The following is a 16,139-nucleotide window of genomic DNA, read 5'->3' as shown; positions in this document are numbered from 1 at the left end:
AAATCAGCCAAAGGTATGATTTGCAGAACCGTACAAATGCTAGCTTTGCGCCAGCATTTGCAGGATTTCTTCACCGCTTACGCCGTTTGTCCTACGGCAGCCTCAGAAGGTGTGCGTGGGAAAACCAGTGCCGCCACGAAGGTCAGCGCCGCGAAACCCGCCAATATCAAATAAAGCCCTACGAATCCCTGGCGCGGTTCGACGAACGAAATCAGCGGAATCGCCGTCGCGCTGGCACCGAACGATAAACAGTAACGCAGGGCAAAGACCCGGGATTGCCATTGCGGTGCGACGAAGTTGGCGACCATCGCGTCATTCACCGTGACCTGGCCAAACACCACGAACATGAACGCCGCGCCCGGCGCAATCACGGCCCAGCCGTCGACATAGGCCAACCCGAACAACAGCGGCGCCTGGCACAGCGTCAACACGATGAACGGCCATTTCAGGCTGAACCGATGCAAGATCCGGCCGATGCTCAATTGCGCCACGGCACCGAAGGCATACGCCAGGCTGACCACGATGCCCAGGGTTTGCGGCGATGCAAACAGATCGTGCAGGCGCTCCTGGAACAGTTTTGGATAAGTCATGGTCGTGGCGTTGAACACCACACCGCCGGTGGCCGTGGCCAAGGCGAGTACGCTGAACACCATGACCATGGAAATCCGCTGGCCGGCCGCACCTTTGAGCGGTGAGTGAGGACGCTTGGGGATCGGCTCTTCCCGCACCTGCAAGGCAAACCCGATGCCCAGGGCAATTGCCACCACGCCCGGCAGAATGAATGCCGAACGCCAGCCGAACTGCGCCACCAACAACCCGGTGATCAGCGCCGAAAACGCCACGCCGAGGTTGCCCCACATGCCGTTTATGCCGATTTCCCGGCCACGGTTCTGCGCATAGGCCACCAGCATCGCGGTGCCGACCGGGTGGTAGATCGCGGCGAAGATCCCAATCAGCGTCAGGCCAAGCACCAGCATCGGCGCGCTGTTGCTCAACCCGGTAAAGATCGCCGAAGCGCCGATGCCGAAGAAAAACACCAGCATCATTTGCCGCCGACTCCAGTGATCGCCCAACCAACCGGCCGGTAGCGAACAGGCGCCAAACGCAATGAAGCCGCCAAGTGACAGGCCGATCAGCGCGGCGTAATCCAGCGCAAAGGCCTGGGTCATGCCAAGGATGGCGGCGGGGAAAATCAGCATGAACATGTGGTCGATCACATGGGCTGCGTTGATGTAGCGGATGACATTTCTGGACTGGTTCATCGCGGCACGCTTTACGTTGTAGTGAGCGGTTTATGCTAAGTTGGCGAAAAAGCGTATTCCTGACAACAAAGTCATCGGATCTGACATGTTAATCAGCCATTTCCTGCACGGCCCGGTCAGCGCCTATCCACGGGATTATGTGGACGGTGCGCATCAGGAATTGCATCAACACCGCGAAGCGCAATTGCTCTACGCCGTTTGCGGGACCATGCGGGTGGTCACGGCGCAAGGTGCGTGGGTGATTCCGCCGACCCGGGCGGTGTGGATTCCACCGTTGGTGGAGCATGAGATTTTCATGTCCGGCGAGGTGCGCATGCGCTCGCTGTTCATTGCCGCTGAACTGTCGCCACCGAGCCTGCAACAGTGCTGCGTGCTGGCGGTCACGCCATTGCTGCGCGAACTGATCCTGCGCGCGGTGCAAGGTCCGCAACACGCGGAAAACCCGTTGATCCAGAGCCTGATGCTCGAAGAAATTGCCGGCCTGGAAAACCTTCCGCTGCACATCCCAATGCCCGAGGATCGGCGCCTGCAAGGCATCTGTCTGGCGCTGCTGCGCACCCCCGATCACCCCAACACCCTGGAAGACTGGGCACAGCAGGTCGGCGCCAGTTCACGCACGCTGGCGCGGCTGTTCCAGCAACAACTGAAGATGAATTTCAATGCCTGGCGCCAGCAACTGCGCCTGATGGAAGCCCTGCCCCGCCTGCTCGCCGGGGAAAGCGTACAGAGCGTGGCGCGGGATCTGGGTTACGGCAGCGCGCGGGCGTTCAGCGCGATGTTTCGCCGTTTGCTGGGGGAGAATCCCCGGGAATACCTGAATGCACTGAACAAATTGAGCGAACTCAATCCGCTTCTGTAGGAGCACGGCTTGCCGGCGAAGCCGATTGTGGCGACGCCATCACCGGCAAGCCGTTCGCCTACCGGATCAATGCATCTCGGTGAACGCGAGTTTCACGCCGATGGCGATCAGCACCGCGCCCATGGTCCGGTCGAACCAGTGGCCCATGCGAGCGAAACCGGCGCGTACCCGTTGCTGGCTGAACAACCGGGCCACCAGGCAAAACCACAGCGCCGTCGCGAAGGCGAGGTAAATCCCGTAGCCGGCCTGCACCGCCAGTGGTGTGTGCGGGTTGATCACCACGGTGAACAGCGACAGGAAAAACAGCGTGGCTTTCGGGTTCAGGCCATTGGTCACGAAACCCGAGGTGAAGGCGCCACGGGCGGTGCGCTCACCGACTTCCTTGTGCAAGTCGTCAGTCACCGGTTTGGCCGGTTGCGCGCGCAGGGCTTTGAAGCCGATGTACAGCAGGTACGCGGCGGCGGCCCATTTCAACGCGTTGAACAGCACGATCGACTGGGACACGATCAGGCCGATGCCGAGCAGTGAATAACCCACGTGCAGGAAAATCGCCGTGCCCACACCCAGCGCAGTCCAGGTCCCGGCACGCCGACCGTGGGTCACGCTTTCGCGCACCACCACGGCAAAGTCCGGGCCGGGGCTGGCGACGGCCAGCAGGTGAATCAGGGCAACGGTCAAGAATTCTGTCCAGTACATGGGGGCTCCTCTGGGGCAGATCGGTCAAAATGAAATTCACAGGCTTGCCATTATCCCTGTGGGAGCGGGCTTGCTCGCGAAGGCGGTGTATCAGTCAACATTTGCATCGACTGACACGGCCTCTTCGCGAGCAAGCCCGCTCCCACAGGGTTCAGCATCCGGCCAGGTAGGCGTAACCATTTGTTTCATCTGGTAGGCTCGGCAGATTACGCCTTCAGTTCATTGCACAAAAGGTACAGTTGATGACGAACTCTCGCCGCGCCGTTTTTCTCGACCACCCGTCCCTGGACCTGGGCGACCTCGACCTGACGCCTTTGCGCGATTGCTTCAGCGACTTGCAATTGTTCGCCCAGACCACGCCGGACCAAGTGGTCGAACGGCTCAAGGGCGCCACCGTCGCCATCAGCAACAAGATCCTGATCGATGCCGCCGCCATCGCCGCCAGCCCTGAACTCAAGCTGATCCTGATCACCGCCACCGGCACCAACAACGTCGATCTGGCCGCCGCTCGCGCCCACGGGATTACCGTGTGCAACTGCCAGGGCTACGGCACGCCGTCGGTGGCCCAGCACACCATCATGTTGTTGCTGAACCTGGCGACGCGCCTGGCGGATTACCAGAAAGCCGTCGGCGAAGGTCGCTGGCAGCAGGCCAAACAGTTCTGCCTGCTGGATTACCCGATCGTCGAACTCGAAGGCAAAACCCTTGGTTTGCTCGGCCACGGCGAGCTCGGTGGCGCCGTGGCCCGATTGGCCGAAGCCTTCGGCATGCGCGTGTTGCTGGGGCAGATTCCCGGCCGCCCTGCCCGCCCGGATCGCTTGCCGCTGAATGAACTGCTGCCGCAAATCGACGCCCTGACCCTGCACTGCCCGCTCAACGAACACACCCGCCACTTTATCGGTGCCCGTGAACTGGCCTCGATGAAACCCGGAGCCTTCGTGGTCAACACCGCTCGCGGTGGCTTGATCGACGAACAGGCGCTGGCCAATGCCTTGCGCAACGGCCACTTGGGCGGTGCGGCCACGGATGTGCTGAGTGTCGAACCGCCGGTCAATGGCAATCCACTGTTGGCCGATGACATCCCCCGATTGATTGTCACCCCGCACAACGCCTGGGGCAGTCGCGAAGCGCGTCAGCGGATCGTTGGCCAATTGACTGAAAACGCCCAGGCGTTCTTCAGCGGTACAGCGCTGCGGGTCGTCAGTTGATAAACTGCCGCACTTTTTTTCAAGGAGCAGAGTATGGATCCGCGCAGTGAAGTACTGCTTCGTCAGGCCGAGTTATTCCAGGGTTCGGTGTTGCTGGCCGGTTTGCCCGCCGACGATTTGCTCGGTCGCCTGCCCGACGCCCACGGCTGGTGCTGGCATGCCGGCGATCAAGCGGCGCTCGACGCACGCTTTGCCGAGCGCAGCCAGTTTGGCGTGAATGCGCCCGAACGCGAGTTCGAGACCGCCGTGGTGTTCCTGCCCAAGTCCAAGGACCTGACCGACTACATCCTCAACGCCCTCGCCTCACGGCTGGCCGGTCGCGAGTTGTATTTGGTGGGTGAAAAACGCAGTGGCATCGAAGGCGCAGCCAAGCAACTGAACCCGTTCGGTAAACCGCGCAAGCTCGACAGCGCGCGGCATTGCCAGTTGTGGCAGGTCACCGTGGCCAACGCGCCAGAAGCCAAGTCGCTGGAAAGCCTGGCCCAGGAATACGAATTGCCATTGGCCGAAGGGCCGCTGAAAGTCATCAGCCTGCCGGGCGTGTTCAGCCACGGTCGGCTGGATCGCGGCAGCGCCCTGTTGCTGGAACATCTGGACAAGTTGCCGAGCGGCCACTTGTTGGACTTCGGTTGCGGCGCCGGCGTGTTGGGTGCGGCGGTCAAGCGTCGTTATCCGCACAATCAAGTGACGTTGCTCGACGTCGATGCGTTTGCTGCCGCCAGCAGTCGCCTGACATTGGCCGCCAACGGTCTGGAAGCCGAGGTGATTACCGGTGACGGAATTGATGCGGCGCCGATGGGTTTGAGTGCGATTTTGAGCAACCCGCCGTTCCATGTCGGCGTGCACACCGATTATTTCGCGACCGAGAACTTGCTGCGAAAAGCGGCCAAACATCTGAAAAACGGTGGCGAACTGCGCCTGGTCGCCAACAGCTTCCTGAAGTATCAGCCGCTGATCGAGGAGCACCTCGGGGTGTGTGCGATCAAGGCTGAAGGACAGGGTTTCAGAATCTACCGGGCCAAACGCGGCTAGCACTTCTTTTAAAAAAGAGGCTTGCCCAATCGGTTTTGCCTAGGCAGAATCCGCTCCGTCCTAGGGGAGTAGTCTCCCACGAGCGCCATGCTCGTCCGGCATACGTCAACATACTTGGTCAACAGACCATGGCGTATGCGACCTAAGCGTCCGCACAGACGGATCGCCAGGGTTTGACAAGACCTATGACACGAACACCTTACCCGGGGCGGGAAGGCTGTACGTGTCATAGCCGTGTCGACCCGCCCCTTAGGAAAACCCTGATGCTGGATTCACTTCTCGTTCCCACCGCAATCGTTGCCTTGGCCGAAATCGGCGACAAGACGCAACTGCTCGCGCTCATTCTTGCGGCTCGCTTTCGCAAACCCTGGCCGATCATCGCCGGCATCGTCGCCGCGACCCTGGCCAACCATGCGGCAGCCGGCGCGGTCGGTGCCTGGTTCGGCAGTTTCTTCTCGAATGCAACGCTGCACTGGATCCTCGCCGCGAGCTTCACCGCGACTGCGCTGTGGACCCTGGTGCCGGACAAGATGGATGACGACGAAGCCAGCACCGCGCGCAAATTCGGACCGTTCCTGACCACGCTGATCGCGTTCTTCCTCGCAGAAATGGGCGACAAGACTCAAGTCGCCACGGTGATGCTCGCCGCGCAATACCCGGACCTGTGGCTGGTGATCATCGGCACCACCGCCGGGATGTTGATTGCCAACGTACCGGTGGTACTGGCCGGTAACTTTGCGGCGGACAAACTGCCACTCACGTTGATCCGTCGACTGGCGGCGTCGGCGTTCTTCGTATTGGCGATTGTCGCGGTGTACAAGGCGATGCAGAGCAGTGGGTGGGTTTGACGGCGTAGGCCGGTAGACCGCGTTATCGTTCTTCGCGAGCAAGCCCGCTCCCACATTGGATCTCCAGTGTTCACAAATATTGTGGTCACAAGAAATCCCCTGTGGGAGCGGGCTTGCTCGCGAAGGCGTCAGCAGCCTCGCCACATCCCTATCAGGATTTCGAGGCTTTCTCGTACAACGGCATCACCTTAGGAATCGCTGCCTCCAACGAGGAAACACGACTGGCCGACGCCGGGTGCGTGCTCATGAACTCAGGCGAGGAACCTTCCGACGCTTTGCTCATCTTGTTCCACAAGGTGATCGCGGCATTCGGGTTGTAGCCGGCGCGGGCCGCCAGTTCCAGGCCGATCAGGTCAGCCTCGTTTTCGTTGGCACGGCTGTTCGGCAAGGTCATGCCGTAGTTGGCGACGGTGTCAGCCAAAGCCAGGCTGTCCTGACCCAGACCGAACAAGGCGCCAGCGCCCTGCTTGGCCATCTCGATGCCATAGGCCTTGGACATCGCTTCACGACCGTGCTCGCGCAGGGCGTGGGCAATTTCATGGCCCATGACCGCGGCGATTTCATCGTCGGTGAGTTTCAGGCTGTCGATCAGCCCGGTGTAGAAAATGATCTTGCCGCCAGGACCGCAGTTGGCGTTGAGTTCATCGCTCTTGATCAGGTTGACTTCCCACTTCCACTGGGCCGAGTCCGGACGGAAGTTCGGCGCCTGGGCAATCAGCCGGTTGGCAATGGCCTGAATGCGCTTGGCATCGGTACTGGTCTTGTCCAGCACGCCTTTGGTCGTCGCCTCGCCTACAGTCTTCTGATAGGACTGCGCGTACATCTGGTTGACCTCGTCCGAGGACAACATGCTGAACATGTACTGCTTGCGCTCAACGCCGACGGCTCCGCCGCTGGTGGTGTTGACCGACTGACAACCGGCCAGCAGCAAGGCTGCGCTCAGTGCACTTACAACCAATCTCTTGTTCATCGAAAAGCTCCCTGAAAACATGCGCGTATCCTAGGCGGTGAATTGTATCGGCGCCAGATACAACAGACGTGTAGCACTGACTTTCGGAAAAACCGCTGCTGCCCGTAGGAAAAAGTTCATATCCCCCGTGGGCCACGCGCGGCCTGCTTCATTTACGACATCCAGCGCTCCAAAACAGTCATTTCGTCATGACCCGCTCATGGACTCCGATTGCCTGGCCGATACAGCAACGCAGACGTCCTCTTGCGTGCGGAGCCCCCATGAAATTCAAGTCGATCCAGTTTTCCGTAGCGGCCCTCGCTGGCGCCATCGTCCTCAGTGTCGTGGCGGCGCTGGTGCTGTATGCGCTGTTTTCCGGTGCGCGGACGCAAGACATGGTCCAGGAACGGACCCAGGCACAGTTCGAGCAAGTCATCGAGCAGCGCCTGACTTCCCTGGCGCAAACCCAGGTCAGCCAGATTCAGCGCGAGCTCGAAGCGCCGCTGCTGATTGCCGGCGGACTGGTGCGGGTCAACGAGCTGATCGGCACAACGGGGGCGGACGGTCAGCCGCAAGTAAATATCAGCCGTGAGCAGTTGATCAGCCTGATCAAGGAAAACGTTACCAAGAACCCGAAAATTCTCGGCACCTACATCGGCTGGGAAAAAAACGCACTGGATCACAACGATGCGGCCTACGTTGACACCAAGGTGGTCGGCATCGACGCCGACAACGGGCGCTTCCTGCCGTGGTGGTTTCGCAACGAAGACGGCAGCCTCGGCCTGGACAAACTGGTCGACGTAGACGACCAGAAAACCCTGTCCACCGGCGTGCGCGCCAGCGAGTACTACCTGTGCTCGAAAGAAACCAAGAAATCCTGCGTGATCGATCCGGCGCCCTACAAGGTCGGCGACAAAATCGTCATGCTCGCCTCCTTTATTGAACCGATCATGCTCAACGGTGCCTTCCAGGGCATCGTCGGCGCCGACCTGTCGGTGAACTTCATCCAGGAAATGCTCCTGGGCGCCAACCAGAAACTGTATGGCGGCTCGGGCGTCATGGCGCTGATCGGCGGCAATGGCCGGATCGTTGCGTACACCAAGGACCCAAGCAAATTCGGCGAAAAGGTCAGCGACATCCTCGACAGCCAGCAGATTGCCAACCTGTCCAATCTCAAGCGCGGCGAAGTGACCTACACCGTCGACAAGGCCAATGGCCGGATCGAGTTGTACCTGCCGTTCGGCATCGGCCAGACCGACGCCCGCTGGACCCTGATGCTGCAACTGCCGCTGAACGCGGTAATGGCAGACCTGCAAACACTTCAGGGCGACCTGGATAAACAGCGCAAATCCGACACCTTCGGCATGGCCATGGTTGGCCTGTTGATCGCCGGCATCGGCTTGCTGGTGATTTGGCTAGTGGGCCACGGGATTGCCCGTCCGCTCAAGCAGATGGTGGCCATGCTCGACGACATCGCCCAGGGCGAAGGCGATCTCACGCGCCGCCTGACCAGCGACCGCGCCGACGAATTGGGTTCGATCGCCAAAGGCTTCAACACTTTCCTCGCCAAGTTGCAGGTGATGATCACGCAAGTGGTGACCTCGGTGCAGAGCGTCAGCGATTCATCGGAACACACCGCCGACATCGCCATCCGCACCAACATTGGCGTGCATAAACAGATGGCAGAGATCGATCAAGTGGCCACGGCGGTGCATGAAATGACCGCGACCGCTCAGGACGTGGCACGCAACGCGACCTCGGCGGCACAGGCTGCCAGCCATGCAGATAAAGCCGCGACGCAAGGCATGCAGATCGTGCGCGACACATCGAATTCGATTGGCGTGCTGGCCGTGGAAATCGGCAAGGCGGTCAGCGTGGTGCAAACCCTGGCCAAGGACAGCGAGAACATCAACGCGATCCTCACCGCGATTCGCGGGATCGCCGAGCAGACCAACTTGCTGGCCTTGAACGCGGCGATTGAAGCGGCGCGCGCCGGTGAACAGGGCCGTGGGTTTGCCGTAGTGGCCGACGAAGTGCGCAACCTGGCGCAGAAGACCCAGAAGGCCACTGAAGAAATCCAGAGCATGATCCAGCAGTTGCAACAAGGTACCCGCGATGTGGTGCGGGTCATGGAAGACAGCCAGAACCGCACCGACGAAAGCGTGCAGCATGCGGCGAAAGCCGCCGAGGCGCTGGAGACGATTACTCAGGCAGTGTCGGTGATCAACGACATGAACACGCAGATTGCCAGTGCGGCCGAGGAGCAGAGCGCGGTGGCGGATGACATCAACCGCAACGTGATCAACATCGGGCAAGTGGCCAATGAAGTGGCGGGTGGCGCGGATGAATCGAGCGCGGCCAGTGCGGACCTGACCAAATTGGCGGAACAGCAGCGGCGGTTGATCAATCAGTTCAAGGTTTGATTCGAGGGCCTCTTCGCGGGCAAGCCTCGCTCCTACAGGAGATCACCGTCCCTCTGTAGGAGCGAGGCTTGCCCGCGAAGGCGTCAGCCCAGGCACCGAATCAACCCGGGGTCAAACACTCCGGCCCATTCAACTTCGGATCATTCACCAGATTCGCCAACACCCGCTCGCGCAACGCCGCAGGCTCACCGGCCAGCAATCCCTGCAACACATGCAACGGCGTCTCGGGATCGAGCCACGCGGCCTGCCCCGCTTCGTCGAGAATCAACGGCCGACGCTGACTCGCCGCCGGCTGGGTAATCACCGCCGTGCTCAGCCACACCTGTTCCTGCACCGGATACGCTTCCCAGATCGCCGCGAAAAACAGCGCCGAGCCCTCCCCCGGGGTCAGCCAATACGGACGCTTGCGCGTGGTGCCGCGCCATTCGTAGAAACCATTCGCCGGCAGCAGGCAACGGCGCTCGCGCAGGGCCTGGCGAAACATCGGCTGTTCGGCCACGGTTTCGGCGCGGGCATGCGCCGGAGTGCGCGACAGATCGGTCAGCCACGGTGGCGTCAGGCCCCAGCGGGCACGGGCCAACTCGCGCTGACCATCCGTGCCGGCACGCAGCATCAACACCGAATCGTTGGGGGAAATATTCCACTGGGCCTGCTGATCGGCAGGAAAGCCAGGCAGGGCCGCGAAGGCGGGGTTCCAGCGAAACAGGGCATAACGTCCACACATGGGGCAACACGACTCTTGATAAAACGAACGTCAGCCTAACAGACCAGAGTGCCGGGAAAACTTTCCGGTTCATCGCCGGGCATCGGCAGCGCCGCATTGTAAGCGGTGATCAGCTCCCGGGCGTATTCGGCCTGGTCGTTATCCACCGACAAACCGAGCAGGCCGAAGATCGGCAGTTCGCCGGTGCCACCGAGCAAATCCCGGCCCACCAGATGCGCCTCGATGCCCTCGCTGGCCAGCATTCCTTGCAACAACTCGCCTTCCATCAGGTTTTCCGGTTCGTAGATTCGCTGCATACGCACCCCTCACTCGTTTTCGCTGAAGACTTCGAGATGCCATTCGTCTTCGTGAACCTGCAGCACAAATGTTATAGGTCGACAACACACCTGACAGTCTTCGATGTAGGTCTGATCCCCAGCCGACAGGTCCACAGAGGTCTCGACCTCTTCACCACAATACGGACATTCATACAGTGCGGCTTCCAGCATCGCGGTCTCCCAGGTGACTTGTGCGTATAATCGCCGGTCTATTTGCAGGGCTATTTTTGTCTGGCTACCTTTTCAGACCGTGCCCCGTTGGTTTTCGATCAAAACCTTTACTTACCCTAGCCGTTTCTAACAAGAGAGCATGATGGGCGAATTCGATGCCATCCGACCTTACGACGACAGCGAAGTCCCTGCAGTGCTGGACCGGCTGCTCGGCGACAAGGCATTTTTAGACATCCTCATTCACTTCCGCTTCCCGCGTTATGCCGGTGCCTTCGGCTGGATGCTCAAACCTCTTATAGCTCATCGGCTGCGCCGTGAGTTCGCCGGCGTCAACTCGGTGGCCACGTTGCAGGACAAAGTCGAGGTTTACGTCGACCACACCATCGAGCGCGCCACCGACGGCGTGACCTACACCGGTGTCGAGCAATTCAAGTCTGGCAGCGCCTACCTGTTCATCGCCAACCACCGCGACATCGTGATGGACCCGGCCTTCGTCAACTACGCCGTATACCACGCCGGCCTGCCGACCCCGCGCATCGCGATTGGCGACAACCTGCTGCAAAAGCCATTTGTCAGCGATTTGATGCGTTTGAACAAGAGCTTCATCGTGCACCGTTCGATCACCGGTCGCCGCGAGAAGATGGCGGCATATCAACTGCTGTCGGCCTACATCAACCACTCGATCCGCAACGATTGCGCCTCGATCTGGATCGCGCAGGCCGAAGGCCGGGCCAAGGACGGCGACGACCGCACCGAGTCGGCGATCCTCAAGATGTTCCACATGTGCCGCAAGGACGAGCCGTTCGGCGAGGTGATTCAATCGCTGAACGTGACCCCGGTGTCGATCAGTTACGAATATGATCCGTGCGACCAGGCCAAGGCCCGCGAACTGTTCATCCGCGCCACTACCGGCAGCTACACCAAAGTGCCGGGCGAAGACGACGTGAGCATTGCCAAGGGCATCACCGGCTACAAGGGCCGGGTCCACGTGAACTTCGCCAAGCCGATCACCGAGCTGTTCGACGACACCAAGCTATTGGCGATTGAGATGGACAAGCAGATTCTCGGCGGCTACCGGTTATTCCCGGTGCACTACCTGGCGTATGCGCAGTGGAAGGATGCGGATCCGCAACTTCAGGTGCCGAAAGCCGCCGAGGTGTTTGCGGCGGATGAACTGGCCAAGGCTCAGGAAGAATGGCAGCGCCGGCTGGAGGCTTGCCCTGAGGAACATCGTCCGTTCATGGTGCTGCAATATGCGACGCCGGTACGCAATCAGTATCGAGTGAAGGCTGGGTTGCCGCTTTAAGAAGAAGCAAGATCAAAAGATCGCAGCCTCGTTGCACTCGACAGCTCCTACCCGGGATTGGATTCATCCTGTAGGAGCTGTCGAGTGCAACGAGGCTGCGATCTTTTGCGTTTAAAGGCTCAGAACTGAGTGCTGACCCACGACACGATCAGCGCCACGCCCAGGCAGGCAAAGCCGAAGCGATAAAAAAACCGGTTCATGCGTTGGGTCGCGCCATCCAGCATCAACGTCGCGTCATCGATACGACGGTTCTGGGCGGCAGCCTCAAGAATGGCCAGCGCGCGCTGTTCGCGACGGCGCGTGGCATGCAGCAGCCAACTGCCCGGGAACGCCAGCAGCAAGGCCAGCAGGTTGATCAGCTTGGCGGGATGGTTGGTAAACAACGAAATCAAATGCAACGACATCACGGACCTCGGCAAAACTAAGGTGGCAGGCGCCGAACCGACGACTGCGGCGCGGATTCTACCGAAAGCCTGCCCACCTGCCCTCCCCTTTACGATAAATAACGAGCCACTTGGCCGATTCCTGTCCGGCGTCACGGCATCGTCATCTGAATGCGCCAGTCTGTCGCCCCTCGAAACCGACACAGAGCACACCATGCTGCACGCCGAAAACCAGGACCGCCTCTACCTCATCGCCCAAAGCGACGAACAGCAGAACCTCGTCGGAAGTCTCGCCTTCAACGTGCAGGACCGCCACTGGCTGGTGTATTGCGCGCTAGGCGGGCATCAACATGCGGATTTGCCGGAGACGGATTTGCTGACGGGCGTGAGCGTGCTGGATTTCTACTCCGAAGCCGCATAGCCCTTGTAGGAGCGAGGCTTGCCCGCGAAGACGGTGTGTCGGCTACATGATTGTTGACTGACAGACCGCCTTCGCGGGCAAGCCTCGCTCCTACAGGTGGCGGTGCTAAGCCGGTGGGCATGAAAAAGCCCGGAGCCATCACTGGCGCCGGGCTTTTTTGCATCTGGCGAAAACTTATTCGCCGAGGATCTGACCCACGGTCGGGTCCTTGAACAGACGCGTCAGGGCATCGCTCAATACATCGCTGACCAGTTTGGTGTTGGTTTCCTGGTTCGGCGCCATACCAAAACGCTGGTCCAGGGACGCACCGTAACGGCCGCTGTAGCGACGGTTGGCGTTCTGCACGTCGGAGCGGAAGGTCGCGCCGATGGTGGCTTCAGTCACGTACATGCCTTCTTTAGGCGACTGATACTTCAGTTCCGCCAGGGTCACGGTCAACTGCGGCGCGTTCATGCCGTTGGACACCGGGGTGAACCCCAGCAAACGCACGGCGGCTTCGGCCTGGGCCTGCAGTTTCGGCAGGATTTGCGCGCCCTGCACGGTGATCGCGCTGGTCTCAGGGTACAGACCGCCACGGGTTCCCAGGGTTGGCGATGGACGACCGTCCACCACCCGCACCACCACTTGCTGGCCGTGGCCAACCGGCGCCAGCTGAGTGGTCAGCTTCGGCTCAGGGTTCAGTTGTTGCGGGCTGTGGGCGCAGCCGGCCAGGGTCAAACCGGTCACAGTGATCAAACCGAACAACAGGCGTTGCAACATGCTCTTCTCTCCAGAATCAGGCACAAACAGGCCCGCAGTATAGCGGTGGGCCATCGTCTCGAACTAGCGTCTCACAACGATTGCTGAAATCTCTGACAAACCTCTCAGACCGCGGTTCCTGTCACAGATCTGTCACCGCCCATACACTTTGACGTCACGGCCTGCTGGCAACCTTCACAGCAGTCACCCCACAAGGTACTTCGCCATGCGTTATCTGATCTCGTTGTTCGCGCCACGCCCGCTGCATCGCAGTTTTGCCCTGCTGGATCGCAACGGCCATTGCCAGGCATTCAAGCAATGCAGCCTGCAGCCCATGGGCGATGGCTGGGTCGAAATCGAAGAAATCCGCCTCAACTGGCTGCACCATCCGCTGCCCCCTAGCGCCCGTGTGCGGCAGCATCAGCCTCGTTCACGGGTACAGGCGCTGTTGTCCATCTGACCAGACGCCTAATAAAAGTCATTATTGACGACCATTTCCCTGCGTTTCTTAGATACAATCTCCCCCCGATTATAAGGACGTCTCCTGATCGGGCCTCGCAGCATCGTCAATGCCTCGGTATTGGCACCCCGCACCGCCCACAGAGAGCCGCCCACACAGATCGAGTGAAGCTGGCGCGCTTGCTGTTCCTTGAGCAAAAACCCCACTTTTCGCGAATCTGCAGAGCTGTCATTACGCTCGGTTACTGAGCTGTTTGCCCGATTTGCCTGTCATGTACCCCATGGCGGCAATCCATCCGGGCACGGTGCCAGGCTGGGACAGCCCTTTTTTGAGGTTCACGTCTTCAAAAGAGCGTGAAAAAAACGGGTTTTCACAACTTCACAAGAGTGTGGCGAGCAAATGAATAGTTTTGCGTCTGAACATGCACCATTAGCGTCTGAAACAGCCCAACGACACAGGACCGAGTACGCCTCGAATACCGGAGCCTGAAGCCTGTCCGCTACGGATTTGGTTGCACAAACGGATGTCTCGACCATAAGTCGAATTGCCAGTTGCGCGTTGAAGTGAGTTCATAGGGCTCATTAACCCAACCGGTAGCGTCCGTCGAAGTTGCGAAAAATTGCGAAGATTCGGACATGGCGATACTGCCATGGGTACGTGGGGCATCACTGACACGCCCCGGAACGCCTGGCAGCCATGCCGACAATTTGGTGCTGCAGATTTTGGAGACGCGTTAAATGGCGCATAACGAAGCAGTCGACGTAGTACTCGTTGGGGCCGGCATCATGAGTGCCACCCTCGCTGTACTGCTCAAAGAGCTCGACCCCGCGATCAAGCTGGAAGTCGTCGAGCTGATGGATTCCGGTGCCGCGGAGAGTTCCAACCCGTGGAACAACGCCGGTACCGGTCACGCCGGGCTGTGTGAGCTCAACTACACGCCTCAGGCCGCCGACGGCACCGTCGACATCAAGAAAGCCGTGCACATCAACACCCAGTTCGAGGTGTCGAAGCAGTTCTGGTCGTACCTGACCAAGAAAGGCACCTTCGGCTCGTGCAAATCCTTCATCAGCCCGGTTCCGCACCTGAGCTTCGTGCAGGGTGACAGCGGCGTGTCCTTCCTCAAGTCACGCTTCAACGTGCTGAGCAAGCACCACGCTTTCTCCGACATGGAATACACCGAAGACAAGGCCAAAATGGCCGAGTGGATGCCGCTGATGATGCCGGGCCGCTCGCCCGACGAAGTCCTCGCCGCCACTCGCGTGATGAACGGCACTGACGTCAACTTCGGCGCCCTGACCAACCAACTGCTCAAGCACCTGACCAGCGCACCCGATGCCCAGGTCAAGTACTGCAAGCGCGTCACCGGCCTGAAGCGTAACGGCAGCGGCTGGACCGTCAGCATCAAGGACGTCAACAGCGGCAACACCCGTGAAGTCGACGCCAAGTTCGTCTTCCTCGGCGCGGGCGGCGCGGCATTGCCGCTGTTGCAGGCGTCGGGCATCGAAGAAAGCAAAGGCTTCGGCGGCTTCCCGATCAGTGGCCAGTGGCTGCGTTGCGACAACCCGGAAGTGGTCAAACACCACCAGGCCAAGGTCTACAGCCAGGCTGCCGTAGGTTCGCCACCGATGTCCGTGCCGCACCTGGACACCCGCGTGGTCGATGGCAACAAGTCGCTGCTGTTCGGGCCGTATGCCGGTTTCACCACCAAGTTCCTCAAGCACGGCTCCTTCATGGACCTGCCGCTGTCGGTTCGCGCCGGCAACATCGGACCGATGCTGGCCGTGGCGAAAAACAACATGGACCTGACCAAGTACCTGGTCAGCGAAGTGATGCAGTCGATGGAGCAGCGCCTGGAATCCCTGCGTCGTTTCTACCCGCAGGCGAAAGCCGAAGACTGGCGCCTGGAAGTGGCCGGCCAACGGGTGCAGATCATCAAGAAAGACCCGAAAAAGGGCGGCGTTCTGCAGTTCGGCACCGAGCTGGTCGCGGCCAAGGACGGTTCCCTGGCAGCACTGCTCGGCGCTTCGCCAGGCGCTTCGGTAACGGTTTCGATCATGCTGGAACTGATCGAAAAATGCTTCCCGAACAAAGCGTCCGGTGAGTGGGCTGCCAAACTGGCAGAAATCTTCCCGGCTCGGGAAAAGGTCCTGGAAACCGACGCTGCGCTGTATCGCAAGATCAACGCGCACAACAACGTCGCCCTGGAACTGGTTGAAGCCAGCAACGAGACCGAAAGCTACGCTTGATTCGGCTCCACAAAAAACGCCCCGTTCTCGTTGAGAGCGGGGCGTTTTTTTATGCCGCTGAAAAGATCGCAGCCTCGTTTCACTCTGTAGGAGCTG

At 60.1% G+C, this 16,139-nt stretch carries 17 protein-coding genes, 1 pseudogene and 1 riboswitch; of the genes and pseudogenes, 10 read left to right on the top strand and 8 right to left on the bottom strand.

Annotated elements, in window-relative coordinates; translation table 11 throughout:
* Positions 1-77 precede the first annotated feature (77 nt).
* Positions 78-1,262: an MFS transporter gene (locus NK667_RS00445; RefSeq protein WP_054613548.1), complete on the bottom strand. Its 1,185-nt coding sequence runs from the start codon at positions 1,260-1,262 to the stop codon at positions 78-80.
* Between the two features lie 85 nt (positions 1,263-1,347).
* On the opposite strand from NK667_RS00445, the gene NK667_RS00440 reads away from it, so the two are divergent.
* Positions 1,348-2,121 carry an AraC family transcriptional regulator gene (locus NK667_RS00440; protein ID WP_054613547.1) on the top strand — a complete coding sequence of 258 codons (774 nt, stop codon included), beginning with the start codon at positions 1,348-1,350 and terminating at the stop codon, positions 2,119-2,121.
* A gap of 66 nt (positions 2,122-2,187) precedes the next feature.
* Here NK667_RS00440 and NK667_RS00435 read toward each other — a convergent pair whose 3' ends face one another.
* Positions 2,188-2,817 carry a LysE family translocator gene (locus NK667_RS00435; RefSeq protein ID WP_054045614.1) on the bottom strand — a complete coding sequence of 210 codons (630 nt, stop codon included), beginning with the start codon at positions 2,815-2,817 and terminating at the stop codon, positions 2,188-2,190.
* Between the two features lie 242 nt (positions 2,818-3,059).
* On the opposite strand from NK667_RS00435, the gene NK667_RS00430 reads away from it, so the two are divergent.
* The 3 genes from NK667_RS00430 to NK667_RS00420 all read left to right on the top strand — a co-directional run bounded on the left by NK667_RS00430 (position 3,060) and on the right by NK667_RS00420 (position 5,905).
* Positions 3,060-4,025 (top strand): 2-hydroxyacid dehydrogenase, encoded by a 966-nt coding sequence (locus NK667_RS00430; RefSeq protein WP_054613546.1) that lies wholly within the window; start codon positions 3,060-3,062, stop codon positions 4,023-4,025.
* Positions 4,026-4,058: 33 nt separating this feature from the next.
* On the top strand, positions 4,059-5,057 hold the full coding sequence (locus tag NK667_RS00425) for a class I SAM-dependent methyltransferase (RefSeq protein ID WP_054613545.1): 999 nt from the start codon (positions 4,059-4,061) through the stop codon (positions 5,055-5,057).
* A gap of 50 nt (positions 5,058-5,107) precedes the next feature.
* A riboswitch (yybP-ykoY riboswitch) is annotated at positions 5,108-5,232 on the top strand.
* A gap of 88 nt (positions 5,233-5,320) precedes the next feature.
* Positions 5,321-5,905, top strand: coding sequence for a TMEM165/GDT1 family protein (locus NK667_RS00420; protein ID WP_054045620.1), 585 nt, complete (start codon positions 5,321-5,323; stop codon positions 5,903-5,905).
* 151 nt (positions 5,906-6,056) lie between these two features.
* Here the strand turns inward: NK667_RS00420 and NK667_RS00415 are convergent, their stop codons facing one another.
* Positions 6,057-6,875 (bottom strand): M48 family metallopeptidase, encoded by an 819-nt coding sequence (locus tag NK667_RS00415; RefSeq protein WP_054613544.1) that lies wholly within the window; start codon positions 6,873-6,875, stop codon positions 6,057-6,059.
* A 188-nt stretch (positions 6,876-7,063) separates the two neighbouring features.
* Between NK667_RS00415 and NK667_RS32700 the strand changes: the two are divergent.
* Positions 7,064-8,419, top strand: a pseudogene (locus tag NK667_RS32700) (methyl-accepting chemotaxis protein); the annotation flags it as partial.
* A gap of 15 nt (positions 8,420-8,434) precedes the next feature.
* On the top strand, positions 8,435-9,277 hold the full coding sequence (locus tag NK667_RS32695) for a methyl-accepting chemotaxis protein (RefSeq protein WP_413786137.1): 843 nt from the start codon (positions 8,435-8,437) through the stop codon (positions 9,275-9,277).
* Between the two features lie 100 nt (positions 9,278-9,377).
* Here the strand turns inward: NK667_RS32695 and NK667_RS00405 are convergent, their stop codons facing one another.
* From NK667_RS00405 to NK667_RS00395, 3 genes are read right to left on the bottom strand one after another with little or no spacing between them, the layout of a single operon-like run.
* The gene (locus tag NK667_RS00405) at positions 9,378-10,001 is read right to left on the bottom strand and encodes an SOS response-associated peptidase (RefSeq protein WP_054045626.1); all 624 of its coding nucleotides are present in this window, start codon (positions 9,999-10,001) and stop codon (positions 9,378-9,380) included.
* A 35-nt stretch (positions 10,002-10,036) separates the two neighbouring features.
* Positions 10,037-10,297, bottom strand: a complete 261-nt coding sequence (locus tag NK667_RS00400; RefSeq protein ID WP_054045627.1) for a putative signal transducing protein — start codon at positions 10,295-10,297, stop codon at positions 10,037-10,039.
* A 9-nt stretch (positions 10,298-10,306) separates the two neighbouring features.
* Positions 10,307-10,489: a CPXCG motif-containing cysteine-rich protein gene (locus NK667_RS00395; RefSeq protein ID WP_054045628.1), complete on the bottom strand. Its 183-nt coding sequence runs from the start codon at positions 10,487-10,489 to the stop codon at positions 10,307-10,309.
* A 142-nt stretch (positions 10,490-10,631) separates the two neighbouring features.
* Between NK667_RS00395 and NK667_RS00390 the strand changes: the two genes are divergently transcribed.
* Entirely contained in the window at positions 10,632-11,795 is a 1,164-nt protein-coding gene (locus tag NK667_RS00390; RefSeq protein WP_177331406.1) for a 1-acyl-sn-glycerol-3-phosphate acyltransferase, read from the top strand.
* 119 nt (positions 11,796-11,914) lie between these two features.
* Here NK667_RS00390 and NK667_RS00385 read toward each other — a convergent pair whose 3' ends face one another.
* Positions 11,915-12,199, bottom strand: coding sequence for a hypothetical protein (locus NK667_RS00385; protein ID WP_054045632.1), 285 nt, complete (start codon positions 12,197-12,199; stop codon positions 11,915-11,917).
* A 193-nt stretch (positions 12,200-12,392) separates the two neighbouring features.
* Here NK667_RS00385 and NK667_RS00380 point away from each other — a divergent pair, with 193 nt between their 5' ends.
* Positions 12,393-12,599 (top strand): hypothetical protein, encoded by a 207-nt coding sequence (locus NK667_RS00380; protein WP_054045634.1) that lies wholly within the window; start codon positions 12,393-12,395, stop codon positions 12,597-12,599.
* A gap of 174 nt (positions 12,600-12,773) precedes the next feature.
* Here NK667_RS00380 and NK667_RS00375 read toward each other — a convergent pair whose 3' ends face one another.
* A complete protein-coding gene (locus tag NK667_RS00375) occupies positions 12,774-13,358 on the bottom strand; it encodes a YajG family lipoprotein (RefSeq protein WP_054045636.1) in 585 nt (194 codons plus the stop codon).
* A 205-nt stretch (positions 13,359-13,563) separates the two neighbouring features.
* Here NK667_RS00375 and NK667_RS00370 point away from each other — a divergent pair, with 205 nt between their 5' ends.
* Together NK667_RS00370 and mqo are read left to right on the top strand one after the other, a co-directional pair.
* Positions 13,564-13,797 (top strand): hypothetical protein, encoded by a 234-nt coding sequence (locus NK667_RS00370; RefSeq protein WP_054045638.1) that lies wholly within the window; start codon positions 13,564-13,566, stop codon positions 13,795-13,797.
* A gap of 737 nt (positions 13,798-14,534) precedes the next feature.
* The gene (mqo, locus tag NK667_RS00365) at positions 14,535-16,043 is read left to right on the top strand and encodes a malate dehydrogenase (quinone) (RefSeq protein WP_054045639.1); all 1,509 of its coding nucleotides are present in this window, start codon (positions 14,535-14,537) and stop codon (positions 16,041-16,043) included.
* The last annotated feature ends 96 nt before the right edge of the window (positions 16,044-16,139 follow it).

This window comes from Pseudomonas nunensis (assembly GCF_024296925.1).
Classification (GTDB): domain Bacteria; phylum Pseudomonadota; class Gammaproteobacteria; order Pseudomonadales; family Pseudomonadaceae; genus Aquipseudomonas; species Aquipseudomonas nunensis.
Note: the sequence above shows the minus strand (reverse complement) of the source record. Positions and strands in the feature narration are given on the sequence as shown.